At 57.0% G+C, this 12,775-nt stretch carries 8 protein-coding genes; 3 read left to right on the plus strand and 5 right to left on the minus strand.

What is annotated here, in order from left to right; translation table 11 throughout:
* Positions 1-2,042, plus strand: a 2,042-nt coding sequence (gene alaS, locus B2310_RS06765) for an alanine--tRNA ligase (RefSeq protein WP_290729870.1), incomplete at its 5' end; no start/stop codon positions are given.
* 10 nt (positions 2,043-2,052) lie between these two features.
* On the opposite strand, the gene B2310_RS06770 is transcribed toward alaS, so the two are convergent.
* The 4 genes from B2310_RS06770 to B2310_RS06785 all read right to left on the minus strand — a co-directional run bounded on the left by B2310_RS06770 (position 2,053) and on the right by B2310_RS06785 (position 9,601).
* Positions 2,053-3,915 carry a glycosyl hydrolase gene (locus tag B2310_RS06770; RefSeq protein WP_290729872.1) on the minus strand — a complete coding sequence of 621 codons (1,863 nt, stop codon included), beginning with the start codon at positions 3,913-3,915 and terminating at the stop codon, positions 2,053-2,055.
* Positions 3,916-4,071: 156 nt separating this feature from the next.
* Positions 4,072-5,958, minus strand: coding sequence for a T9SS type A sorting domain-containing protein (locus tag B2310_RS06775; protein WP_290729874.1), 1,887 nt, complete (start codon positions 5,956-5,958; stop codon positions 4,072-4,074).
* 229 nt (positions 5,959-6,187) lie between these two features.
* Positions 6,188-8,482, minus strand: a complete 2,295-nt coding sequence (locus tag B2310_RS06780; protein ID WP_290729876.1) for a glycosyl hydrolase — start codon at positions 8,480-8,482, stop codon at positions 6,188-6,190.
* A gap of 150 nt (positions 8,483-8,632) precedes the next feature.
* Positions 8,633-9,601, minus strand: a complete 969-nt coding sequence (locus B2310_RS06785; protein ID WP_290729877.1) for an aldose 1-epimerase — start codon at positions 9,599-9,601, stop codon at positions 8,633-8,635.
* A 34-nt stretch (positions 9,602-9,635) separates the two neighbouring features.
* Here B2310_RS06785 and mnmE point away from each other — a divergent pair, with 34 nt between their 5' ends.
* The gene (gene mnmE / locus B2310_RS06790) at positions 9,636-11,030 is read left to right on the plus strand and encodes a tRNA uridine-5-carboxymethylaminomethyl(34) synthesis GTPase MnmE (protein ID WP_290729879.1); all 1,395 of its coding nucleotides are present in this window, start codon (positions 9,636-9,638) and stop codon (positions 11,028-11,030) included.
* On the plus strand, positions 11,020-11,883 hold the full coding sequence (locus tag B2310_RS06795; protein ID WP_290726066.1) for a GRP family sugar transporter: 864 nt from the start codon (positions 11,020-11,022) through the stop codon (positions 11,881-11,883). The genes mnmE and B2310_RS06795 overlap by 11 nt, the downstream gene beginning before the upstream one ends.
* Here the strand turns inward: B2310_RS06795 and B2310_RS06800 are convergent.
* The gene (locus B2310_RS06800) at positions 11,864-12,775 is read right to left on the minus strand and encodes a hypothetical protein (RefSeq protein WP_290729881.1); all 912 of its coding nucleotides are present in this window, start codon (positions 12,773-12,775) and stop codon (positions 11,864-11,866) included. The two genes, B2310_RS06795 and B2310_RS06800, sit on opposite strands and share 20 nt — an antisense overlap.

Raw genomic sequence — 12,775 nt, forward strand, 5'->3', positions numbered from 1 at the left:
ACGACCGCTATATTGAAATTTGGAACAACGTGTTCATGCAGTACGAACGCGTGAGCGACGGCAGCCTCATTCCGCTGAAGGCTAAGAACGTCGATACCGGTATGGGTTTCGAACGTATCTGCGCTATTCTGCAGGGCAAGACCAGCAACTACGACACCGACGTGTTCACCCCGATTATCGCTAAAATCGCTGAACTCAGTGGCGTGCCTTACAACGACGGTGAAGCCGGTACTCCGCACCGCGTGATTGCCGACCACATCCGCGCGATTTCTTTCGCTATTGCCGATGGCGCTCTCCCGAGCAACGAAGGCCGTGGCTATGTGCTCCGCCGCATTCTCCGCCGCGCTAGCCGCTTTGCCCGCCTGCTGGGCCAGAAGGAAGCCTTTATCTACAAGCTGGTGCAGGTGCTCGCCGACACCATGGGCGATGCTTTCCCGGAAATCCGCGAACGCAAGGAATTCGTCGCAAGCGTGATCAAGAGCGAAGAAGAAAGCTTTATCCGCACGCTCGACGCCGGCCTCGAACGCTTCGCTGCCATCTCCGCCGACCTCAAGAAGGGCGACAAGATTCCGGGCGACAAGGTGTTCCTCCTCTATGATACTTATGGATTCCCGCCGGACCTCACCGGCATCCTCGCCGAAGAAAAGGGCCTGGCCATTGACGAAGAAGGTTACAACAAGTGCATGGAAGAACAGAAGGCCCGTGCCCGCGCCAACATGAAGCAGGGCATCAATACGATGGGTACCGAAGGCTGGACGCAGTACAGCGAAGAAAGCACCAAGTTCGTGGGCTATGAACTCTCCGCTTGCGAAACGAAGGTTGTGCGCTGGCGTGAAGACAAGGGAGTCCTCTCCATCGTGCTTGAAACCTCTCCGTTCTACGCCGAAATGGGTGGCCAGGTCGGCGACAAGGGAACGCTCGTTTCTGCCGATTTGGAAATTGACGTGTTCGACACCGTGAAGGTGAACGACACCGCCCTCTGCCGCGGTAAGGTGAAGAAGGGTACGGCCAACGAAACGACGATGGGAGCCGTGTTCATGGCAACCGTCGATAACGACCGTCGTAACGATATCCGCAAGAACCATTCCGCCACTCACTTGCTGCAGGCGGCGCTCCGCCAGGTGCTCGGCACTCATGTGCAGCAGCAGGGTAGCTTTGTCTCGAACGAACTCCTCCGCTTCGACTTCAGCCACTTCAACGCCATGACTGCCGAAGAAATCCAGAAGGTGGAAGACATCGTGAACGCGAAGGTGATGGAATGCTTGCCGGTCAACACCCAGGTGATGGGCGTCGACGAAGCCAAGGCCAGTGGTGCCATGGCACTGTTCGGCGAAAAGTACGGCGACGAAGTCCGCGTGGTCAAAATGGGCTGCGCGGGCGATGAATTCTCCAAGGAACTCTGCGGTGGCTTGCATGTGCAGAACACCGGTAACATCGGCCTCGTGAAGATTATCTCTGAATCTAGCGTGTCCGCTGGCGTGCGCCGTATTGAAGCAGTCTCTGGCCGTGGCGCGCTCTCGCTGCTCCGCGCCGGTACGCAGATTTTGACCGCTCTCCGCGAACAGCTCCGCTGCAAGGACGTCGAAGTTCTCGACCGCATCCAGCAGACCTTCTCCAAGACGCAGAGCCTCGAGAAGAGCCTGCAGTCCGTGAAGCTCGAACTTGCGACCCTCATTGCGGCCGAAGTGTTGAACGGTGGCATCAACGTGATGGGCGTGAACCTGTTTGTGCGCGAACTCAACATGCCCGAAGACAAGTACAAGGACTTGCTCGACGGCATCCAGAACAAGCTTGCAACCGACAGCGTTGCCGTGATTGCGAACAAGGTGAACGGTAACGGAAGCATCGCCGTGATGGTGGGCAAGGACGTTCAGGCCAAGGGCATCAAGGCCGGAGACCTCGTCAAGGACCTTGCCGCTGCTTGCGGTGGCCGCGGCGGTGGACGCCCGGACCGTGCTCAGGCCGGCACCAAGGAAGTCGACAAGATTGCCGGTGCCATTGCGAACGCCAACAACTGGATTCGCGCGAAGCTCGGCGCCTAATAAGGCTTCCTTATTTTATCTGAATCTTCTGCGCGAATCTCTCGTTGCCGGATTTGACTTGCACGATGTAGCTGCCTTGTGCAAGGCCCTGCAGCGAGAATGCGTGCGTGCCGGCATCGAGAACGCCTATGTTCAGCGTCTTGATGCGGTGTCCCGTAATGTCGAAAATGGCGATGGCGGTTACGCCCGCTTGCGGTAATGCAATGGCGAGGTCTTTGCCCTGCAAGGAGATTTCTGCTTTTCTGACAATGTTTCGGCCTGCGCGGATGACGTCCGGGGTGATTACTTTGTCCCAGCCGGGCATGTCGTCGAGTGCGATGATGCGTTCGTCGTCGAGGTTCCTTTTCCACATGTCGGTAGGAGTCTTTTCAAGGAAGTTTCCGCTCCACGTCTGGCTCCAGGTCATCCAGTAACTCCAATAGGCCTTGTCTTCGGCGATGCTGTCGATATCCGGAATGGCGCCGTTTTCGCTCAGGGCGATGAGTTTCTTGGTTCCGACGTCGCTCACTATCTTGTTGAAGTAGTTGGCGGCGGAATTGTGGTTGTTAAGCGGGTCGTAGATATCGACCGCGACAATGTCCACGTACTCGTCACCCGGGTACCATTCCGCATTGAGCGCGCTGTAGTCGTAACCGAATTTCGGGTCGGTGTTGATGTTCCATACCCAGATGAGGTTTGTGAGTTTGTTTGTGTTCACCATGCGGTCGAATACGAGTCGGTAAAGTTGCACGTAGCACTTGGGGCTAGCCGTGCCCCACCAGAACCAGCCACCGCTGGCCTCGTGCAGCGGGCGCCACACGACGGAGATTCCCTTTCCCTCGAGTTCCTTGAAATAGCCCGAGACAATGTCCACGTCGGCGACGATGTCCTTGTAGACCTGCGAAGTCAAGTCAATCTCCTTGCAGGTGGAATCCTTGAAGGCCTTCGTGTAGTTGAAGCAGGTGTTGTTGTCGGCCGTCTTCGTGACGCCTTCGGTGCAACCCGCATTCCTGTAGCCTTCCTGCTGCGTGTAGAAAATCGTGTCTTCCCCGACTTTCCAGTGCCATGTGTAGGTCGGGATGCCGCCCATTTCCCACAGCTGCTCGGTCATCACCAGGTTGTTCTCGGTATAACCCCGGAACCAGCCTTCCTCGTGATGCCCGCCCGCGGCAAAGAGCATGTCGAACCCGCCCACGGCAGGGTAGTGGCCGCTGCGCTTGTAGAACTCGGCGATGTCGGTCTGACCCTTCCACGAGACTTCCTCGTCGCTAAACTTGCAGGAATCCGCCGGAGTGCATTCGCCTGCCTTCAAAAGCTTCATGTTGCCGTAGTCGTAGTTGAAGTTCTGGTCGCTAATCATCATGCCGCTTACGGTCTTCTTCATGAAGTTGTTGCGGAGGAACGTGTAGACTTTTTGGGCGCTTCCGCTTGCGTTTGGTGTTACGGGCAATTCGCTGATGTTGAAAACGGGGTCAGGATGGCGTTCCACGGTAATGTAGTCCACGCCGATGGCACCGTTCCCTACGGTAATCGTGTTTTCGCCGGCACGCATCTTGGCGGATGCCGCCACCACGTAGCTGGAATCGCAGTTGCGCGGGGTGGTGAGCATCGAGCCCGCCTCGACTCCGTTCACGAGGATCTTGGAGGTCGTCCAGTCGTACTGCTTGATGAGCACCTTGGTCGTGATGTCGTACATCGCGGTTTCTTCGACCTTGACCGTGAAGGTGAACTCGGTCCCGGAGGATTTCGTCACGAACTTCGCTCCGGTGGAATCCGCCGAGACGTCTCCGGCATTTACGCCCGGCTGCGCTTCGGCTTCGTAGACAGTGGGGGCGGCAAAAGCGGATACCGCCACGGAGAATGCGGCTATTGCCACAAAAGACTTGAATTCCATAAGCACTCCATACATCTTATGCTCTAAATATATCCTAAAAAAGGGCTGGTTGTTTTTTTACAAGAAAAAAGAAAGAAAACCTGTTGCGTGGCGCACAATGTCAAAAAAAATGCCCCCGCAGGCGTGAACCCGCAGGGGCGAGGAGTCAGAAATCCGTTATCTCACAAGTACGGGTTGCGTCGCGGTGATGCCCGCTCCCTTCGCTCGCACGATGTACATTCCCTTGGGCATGTTCTCGAGGCTAAACGCGTAGCTGCCCTGCGCAAGCGCGCCGTGGAAGAGGGTTGCGATGCGCCTGCCATTCATGCCGTAAACGTCCACGCTCACGTCGCCCGCCTTCGCGGTCACAAGCGAAATCGTGCTGCCGGAAATTTTGAAAGATGCTCCCGCCTTGACTGCGGCCACATGCGGTTCTTTCCCGATGGATGTTGTGCCGAATACGATCTTGATTTCGGGAATCATCTCTTCAGTGTTCTCGAAACCGCGGCTGAAGGCATCGTACTTGTCTTCGTTGAAGTCCCAGAGAACCTGGTCGCCCGCCTTGAAATTGTCATAAAGGAGCGTGCCGGTATAGCCTGCGGCGTAGTTCGCGATGACGACGCTCAGAGTCTGGTTGCGATCTGCAAAGCTGGAAATATCGAAGGAGCAGACGGTCGATTCGCCCGCGGGCACAACGCAAGCACTGGCATCGTCGTTCACCGGAGTCCAGGTCCAAGCATCCGTCAGCTTGAAAATCAGGTGCAGTTGCGCATTGGTGGCGCCCGTGTTCGTTACCTCGAACGTGAACGTGCTGGCCTTGCTCAGGTCCCATGTCTTCTGGTATTCGATCTGCGCGTTGTCGCCACCGTAGGTCACCGACATCTTGCCGTCGCCGCCTTCTTCGCTAATCGACACATCCTTAATCTTGATGCTCGCCTCTTCCGTTGCGGCGAGTGCCTTCATGGCGTCAAGCGCGGGGTCAATCGTGTAAGTGTAGCCGCCGAAGTTCGATTCGGTCTTGTCACCGATGTACTGCCAGGCGAGTGCGCCCGCATAGCCGCCGTCAAACGCCTTGCGGTAGCATTCCTCGGTCGAAATCTGGGTCTTTGCCGCCATGCTTGCGGTATAGGTATCGCCCTTCCAGCCGCTTGCGGGGAATTCGCCGATAATCATCGGCTTGCTATCGTAACCGTACTTGCTCGCCATCTGGGCTGCCGTATTCACGAACGGGCTCACCGCATCGTTCTGGTAATACGGGTAGTAGTGCGTCTGGAAAAAGTCGAGCGTGCCGTTCGCCTTGCCGCCCGCCGCCACGAGGGCCGCGTCGTTCCAGTGTTTTTGATACTGGATGTTCACGCTACCCGTAGAAACGAGCAGTTCCGGGTTTTCGGTATGGATGGCTGCCGCTACCTTGTTCGTAAATGCCTGGATCTTGGAAAGCGCCATCTTCTTGGAGGTCCAGCCGCTGCATTCGCTCGTCATGCCCTCGGGCTCGTTGAAAACTTCCCAGGTCATGAGCGCCTTGTGGTTGCCAATCGCCTTCACCACCGGGATGAGCGCGTTGTCGATAAACGCCTGCGTGCCCTCGTCCTCAAACAGGTTCGTATTCGCGGTGATGTCGAGCTTTTCGTCGTAAAGTCCCCACTGGTTGGGTTCCATCAGGTTGTGGCTGAAGAGACACATCGAGACCATCACGCCGTATTCCTCGGCGATGTCCAGAGCCTTCTTCATGTTGTTGATGGTGTTTTCCTTGAGGCCCGAAACCAGGTGCGTCGTCTGGTCGATTTCCGGGCTCTGGCTCATGTTGTTGAAAAGCCACCAGCGGATAGCGTTACCGCCCGCGGCGCGCGTGCCTTCCACAGCCTTGCGCCAGGCGTTCTCGTTCAGCGGGGAAGCTCCCACGTCGGAATTGTAGTCGCTCCAGGCGAGGTTTGTGCCCGAAAAGAAGATTTTCTTGCCGTTATAGAGCAAATCGGTGCCGCTCACCGTGAGGCCCGGAGCCGCAAAAGCGGTTCCACTGAGCAAAAAGGCCCCGCAAAGAGCCGCAAAACTCAATTTTTTCATATAACTCCTCAAAACGCCCCTTCGGAGGCGTTTACCCGAAAACTATAAATCGCTGGCGCAAAAAGGACATTTTTCGCCTCGGGGTGTTGACAAAAACCGCCGGATTTGTCCACACCGGGCGAGCGCGAAAAAGCTGAACCTGCGGCCATCTTGCGCTTGTTTTGCGGCTTCTATACGAAAAAAGCCCCACAGGCGAAAACCTGCAGGGCTTTGGAGTTAGGAGGAAACTTTACTTGACGAGAATCGGCTTGGTAGCGGCAATACCCGCGCCCTTCACGCGCACGATGTAGCTGCCCTTCGGCATGTTCTCGAGGCTGAACGCATAGCTGCCCGCGGCGAGGTTGCCCTTGTAGAGTGTCGCGACGCGCTTGCCGTTCAGGCCGAACACGTCGACCGATACCATACCCGCCTTCGCGGTAGAAAGCGAAATCGTGTTGCCCTGGATGCCGAACTTGGCGGCAGAGGCGGCCACGGTCTTGATGGCGTCGGAATTGCCGTTCTCGTCCACGAGCTCGATTTTCGAGACGAAATCCTTGCTCTGGGTGGCGGTCGTGAAGAGTTCCGTCTTCTTGTCGAATGCGGAAATCACCTTCCCGTTGTCGGCGACGAGGTCGTCAAAGGTAATGGTGCCCGAGAATCCCACGGCGGCGACCATCAGCGTGACGGAGAAGAGGTTGTCGAGGTCCGTGGGATGTTCCACGCCAGCATCGTCTTCGTACTTGGTGATGTCGAATTCGCAAGTAGAGGAGGCTCCGTCGTTGAGCCAGCATCCGGTAGAGGGGGACATTTCCCAGGTCCAGAGGCTATCCTTCATGCCGTTGCGCACAAAGGCGAGGCCTACCCAGACACCACCGTCTGCACCGCCCGAACCATTGTTCGTAATCTTGACGGAGACTGTCGATGCGCCAGTCAGATCCGGCACCTTCTGCAGTTCGATGTTCGCACCGTCCTCTCCGAGTGTCTTGTAGGTCACGGCCATCATCATGTTCTTGTAGTCTTCCGAAGAACCGCTACCTGCTCCGTATTTGGCATTTTCTGTAGAGGTGGGGCAAACCTTCGTTGCGGAGGCGGCCTCGTTGTAGTTGTCCCAGCCGGGCATTTCGTCAAGCGTGATGATGCGTTCGTCGGCGAGGTTCTTCTGCCATACGCTTGCGGCGGTCTGGCTGACGAAAGCGCTTCCCCAGGATTCGTACCACGGCATCCACCAGCTCCAGGTTGCTCCCTCGTTGTACATATTGTCTACATCGGGGATGGGGCCGTTTTCGCTGAGGGAAATAAGCTTGTTCGTACCGCCCTTGTTGGCAAAGTCGATGAATGCGGCGCTGTTGCTCTGGTGGTCATTAGCCTTGTTGTAGATATCGACGCTCAACACATCGTAGTAGGTTTCGCCCGGAGTCCAGGAAATCTTGGAGGCGTCCTGCGGGTTGAAATCCCAGATAAGGTTGTTCACGCCGTTCTTGAACACCATGCGTTCGTAGAGCAACTGGTAGAGCGCAGCGAACTGCTTGCCCGTGTGCGTGCTCCACCAGAACCAGTTTCCGCCGGATTCGTGCAGCGGGCGGAAGATGGCGGCGACACCTTCTGTCTGGAGGCCGAGGAAAATTTCGGAAACGCGGTCAATATCGCCGACGAGCGCCTTGTAGGCTGCCGAGAGGGTATCCCAGGTGGTGGTGCCCTTTATGAACGCTTCGGTGAAGTCGAATTCAGTGTAGGTTTCGTGTGCGCCCTTCACGTAGAATTCCACTTCGTCACCGGGGCGCCAGTGCCACGTGAAAGCCGGAATGCCGCCCTTCTTCCAGGTGGTCTTCGCGATGTCGATGGCCTTTTCGGTGTACTGCTGGAACCAGCCTTCGTCCTTGTTCGCGCCGGTTGCGTTCATGAGGTCGGCGCCGATGAGTGCCGGATACTTGCCACCGGCCTTGTAAACTGCCTGCACGTCTTCGTGCTGGGTGGCATCGCCCATGGTGTAGGCATCCATATTACCGGTCATCACGCCGGAGATGGTCTTTTTGCCGAAGTTGTTGACGAGGAAGTTGTAGAGTTTCTTGGCAGCGGGGGTCGCGTTTGCTGTGACGGGCGCATTGCAGAGATCGAAAGCCTTCGCTTCGTAAGGCTTGACTTCGATATAGTCCACGTCAATCCAGCCCCAGCTATTGGTGATGGCGATTGTATTTGCGCCTGCGGCAAGGGCGAGGACTGTTTCAACGTCCACAAATTTGTCCTTGTCCGTAACGGGGAAGGAAACCTGCGCGGAGGTGCTTCCGACACCGACATTGTTGATTTTGTCTCCACCGTAGTTGTTCATGTAGTGGATGACGACCGTGTATTGGCCTGCCGCATCGACAGTCACGGTCGGGAATGTGATATCGCCGCCGTTCATCTTGACATACTTACCGCCGGAGGCCGCTGTGCTGGTAGCGACAGCGGCATCTTTGGTAATCGTTCCGTCTTCGGCCTCGTATTGTGCGGCGAAACTGCTGACCGCGGCGAGACCAAACATCCATGCAAATTTTGTGATTTTCATACACGTCCTTTTTTGTTTTTCTTGAATATATATTAATAGTGGGTGTCCCGGCCCCCTTTTTTGGGGTCGCTGCAAAAAGATGTTGGGTAAATCACAACAACAAAAATGGCGAAATTTGCGTAAAAATGGCAAACTTCGTTTGCCGAAGGATTACTTGTACTCTGCGCCGAAGGTGAACGTGCGTTTTTCGCCGGGCGGGATGACGATGAGTCCGCGGTGATGGTTCAGCGCGTCGGGCTCCGATGTCATGGGCTCGATGGCGATGCTCTCGCGGGTCGGGGGCGTGTATATCTGGATGGCGTTGTACTGCCCGAGGCGGGCGTCCTGCCAGAGGGTAAGCTTGCCGTTCTTGCCTTCGAGCGTAACGATGCCTCTTCCTGCTTCTCTCGGATTGCTGTTGTCCACGAGGCAGAAGCAGTCGTTGATGAACTCGTCGTTAATCTTGCGGCCTGCAGTAAAGCGCGTGTCCGCATGGAAGTTGCCTGTCGGGAGGTCGGCGCTGTCAAGTTCCGCAAGGAGCGATTCGGGGAGTGTCATTACCAGGTCGTTGATTTTTTCACCTAGCATGTAGTACGGGTGCCAGCCTTCGGAATAGGGCATGTCCGTGTTGCCCATGTTCTCGACGGTCGATTCGACCTTGTACGCGTTCCCGGAGAATGTTATTTTGTTTGTAGCACGGAACGGGAAGGGGAATCCCGCGAAGGCACCCGGCCAGTCGCAGGTAAAAACGGCAGAGCAACTTTCGTTATCGCTTTCGAAACGCTCGAATTTCCATTCCTGGTTCTGCAAAAAACCGTGCAGGGCGTGCGGGGCCCAGCTTACGTTGTTGATGAGCTGGTAGGTCTTCCCGTTCCAGGTGAACTTCGCGTAGGCGGTGCGCCCGGGGTAGGGGGCTAGCCTGCAGCCCGCGTTGGTGTCGGGGCCCATCTTGAAGATGTCGTCGCCTTCGCGGTAACCGAAGAGCAGGTCAAGCGTTTTTTTGCCGGAGGCGGGGATGCGCCAGGCGTTGAGCCCGCCGCCGTAGCCCGAAAGGATTTCGAATTCAGCGCCGTCGTCGCGCTGGAGGACAAAACACTGCACTGTGCCGATAGGGCGGGAAATCAGTTTGAAGTTGCTCATGTGCAGTAAGATAGAAAATGCTATTTTTCCCGCCATGGATTCCCAGACGATAGTCGCCCCGATGACACCTGCCGGCGTGAGTGCCGTGGCCGCGCTTCGCGTGAGCGGTCCGAAGGTGCGTGAAGTTGTCCGAACCCTGTTTGGCGAAAAGCGTGCAGCTGCGCTTGAACCGCGTATGGCAAATCTCGGCTGTGCGCGTGACCCGCAGTCGGGCAAGCTTATCGATAGCCTATTGTATATCTTCTTCGAAGGCCCGAATTCCTATACCGGCGAAGACGTGCTGGAACTCTACCCGCACGGGAACCCGCTTATCGTACGCGACCTGCTGCAGGCAATCCGCGGGCTCGATGGCGTGCGTCTTGCCGAGCCCGGGGAATTCACGCGCCGCGCCTTCCTGAACGGCAAGATGGACTTGACGCAGGCCGAATCCGTGGCCGACGTGATTCACAGCGCGAACCGCGCAGAACTCGAGAACGCTCATCGCCTTCTGGGGGGCGCCCTCTCGAAGAAAGTCGCTACGCTCGCCGAGCAGGTGAAGGATATCTCCGCGCGCCTGGAACTTGATGTGGATTTCGCGGAAGAGGAGGCCGACCCGGACTTTGCGGGCTGGGAGGCGCGGTTTGTCGCTGTCCGTGAATCTATCCAGCAAATTTTGAACAGCTTCCACGGGAAGGCTTCGCTCAGCAGGCTCCCGCTGGCCGTACTCTACGGCGCGCCGAATGCGGGCAAGTCTAGCCTCGTGAATGCCCTCCTGGGCGAAGACCGCGTGCTTGTGAGCAACGTCCCGGGTACAACGCGCGACTTTGTGGAAGTGCGCCTGTTCTTGCCCAGTGGCGAAATCCGGCTGGTCGATACCGCGGGCATCGCTGCGCAGGCAACGGACGAGCTCGACGCGCTCAGCCAGAAAAAGAGCAGGGAAATTCTCGAAGAAGCCGACATGAAGATTCTCGTGGTGGACAGCAGCTCGCAGGAATGTCATTCTCGCGAAGGCGAATTAGCATCTCGTCATTCTCGCGAAGGCGAGAATCTTAGGATGTCCGCTTTCGCTGACATGACAAATAACGCGGACCTTGTCGTTTATTCCAAGTCCGACCTGCGCGCATCCCCGATTCCCGATGGTGGACTGAGCGTTTCTTCCAAGACAGGCGAGGGCCTTGCGGAACTTCGCCAAGCGATGAACGCCTCCCTGTTCAAGCAATCTGCGGACGCAGAAGACCTCTGGATTACAAGCGAACGCGAGAAGGCCTGCCTCGAAGATGCCCTCGCGGGTATCGACCGCGCGCTCGACCTGCTCCGGAACAATCCGGCGGTGGAACTGCTCGCCTTCGAGATGCAGGTGGTGCGCCGTGCGCTCCAGAGCATAACGGGCGAAATTTCGTCCGAAGACATTTTACAATCTATTTTCGCGGGGTTCTGCATTGGAAAGTAGTGCTCTCAGTATTATCGGCGTCCTAATCGGCGTCTTCGCGTTCGGGACATACATGGTCCCGCTCAAGAAATACCCGAACTATTCTTCGTGGGCGTTCCTCGCCATGATGGCCGTGGGGGCGCTTGCCTGTTCTGCGATAATCGCCTGCGTCACCGGACAGTTCAACCTGCAACCCGTCGGCGTGATTTGCGGGCTCCTCTGGGTTGTCGGCGGTGCGCTCTGCTTCTGGGCGGTGCAGGCCGAGGCGGACCTCGCGGGCACGGGACTGCGCTCCATGAGCGTGAGCATCTTGCTTTCGTTCATTACGGGTGTCACGCTGTTCGCCGAGCACTCGCTTTTCTACTTCTCTATCCCAGCCATCGTGTGCATGCTCGTGGGTATCTGGATTCCGGCGGGGCACATCAAGCACATTTGGAAGAACTGGCGCTCGCTCCTTTCGGGAGCGGTGTTCGGCTCGTACCTTATCCCGTACAAGCTAAGCGGGCTCGGGGACATGGAATTCCTGTTCCCGTTCTCGGTGGGCGTGTGCGTCGGGAGTGTCGCTCTCTTTATCGTGCTCTCTCTGGCCCGCGGCAAGCGTTTTGAAATGCCTGCGGTACCGTCGCTTTTCGCCTTTGCTGCCGGCATGCTCTGGATGCTCGGGACACTCGCCATATTCTGGGCCATCGCCGACGATGGCATGTTCGGATATGCGGTGGGCTACCCGCTCCTGCAACTTAATTTGGTTGTAAACCAGATGTGGGGAGTCTTTGCTTTCGGGGAATATGCGACCCGCACTGAACGCTTGAAACTGGCCGCGTCGACGGTCATTATCCTTGCAGGTGCAGCCCTGCTTACACTTTCAAAGATGTAATTTCCGACTCGAATGCTTCGGCGGATTTTGCGTCCTCGTTGTAGAGGGCGCAGATTTTTTTTGTACTCAGTTCCAGAACCTTGCGGGCAAGTTCGTTGTCGCCCTGCTCGCGCAGCATGCGCAGCGATGCGTCGATGCGCTTCACGTCCAGCGGCTCGGGGTAGTCCTTCATGAACTTGTACAGCAGTTTCACCTGCCGGTCGTAATCCTCGTCGGTTTCGCAGGCGAGCAGGAAGGGAATCACCTTCACGTTCAGCAGGTTCCCGAGGTCGCCCACGAACGTGTTCAGCGAGGCTCCTTCGGGGAACAGCTCCACCGTGTCGCTCATGATGTCGTCGTTGTCGAGGAACTGCCCGTTCTCGAACTGCGAGAGCATGTCGTTCAGGAGTTCCATCTCGTGCTTCTTCGTCTGCTCGCGGTAACGCGCCTGGTAGTAGATGGGGAGCGTCGTGAGGCAGAAGTGCGCCTGGTTCGCGCCGATGAATTCACCGACGTAGTAGATGTCCGCGTCTTCGTTCAGGATGTCTTCTTCCTTGGTGAAGTTGCCGATACGCGCCGGAATGGGGATGACTTCCATGTTCGAAAGTTCATGCAGCCTGTCGCGCATGGTTTCCACGTCGAGGTTCTCCGGCAGTTCGACGCCGTTCTCCTCCATCGTTTCGAGGAGTTCGTTCAGGCGCTCGTCCATTACCTGGTTCCTGCGGTGGCGCGAGGGTACGGTCGGGTTGAACTTGCGGAAATCGCCTTCGAGCGTCAAGAGCCCGTTCTTGATCATGTCATCGAACGGAGAGTTGCTTTCTTCGGCGTCGGGCGTGGGCAAAATCCTTGCGTAGGCAATCATCCTGCCGCAAAGCTTATCATCGTTTCCTTTTTTCTGTTCAATTCCGAGCAT

This window comes from Fibrobacter sp. UBA3629 (assembly GCF_002374005.1).
Taxonomy (GTDB): Bacteria; Fibrobacterota; Fibrobacteria; order Fibrobacterales; family Fibrobacteraceae; genus Fibrobacter.

Coding starts and splice junctions, on each gene's coding strand:
- B2310_RS06770 (WP_290729872.1), bottom strand. CDS start 3,915: ATGGAATTCAAGTCTTTTGTGGCAATAGCCGCATTCTCCGTGGCGGTA.
- B2310_RS06775 (WP_290729874.1), bottom strand. CDS start 5,958: ATGAAAAAATTGAGTTTTGCGGCTCTTTGCGGGGCCTTTTTGCTCAGT.
- B2310_RS06780 (WP_290729876.1), bottom strand. CDS start 8,482: ATGAAAATCACAAAATTTGCATGGATGTTTGGTCTCGCCGCGGTCAGC.
- B2310_RS06785 (WP_290729877.1), bottom strand. CDS start 9,601: ATGAGCAACTTCAAACTGATTTCCCGCCCTATCGGCACAGTGCAGTGT.
- mnmE (WP_290729879.1), top strand. CDS start 9,636: ATGGATTCCCAGACGATAGTCGCCCCGATGACACCTGCCGGCGTGAGT.
- B2310_RS06800 (WP_290729881.1), bottom strand. CDS start 12,775: ATGCTCGGAATTGAACAGAAAAAAGGAAACGATGATAAGCTTTGCGGC.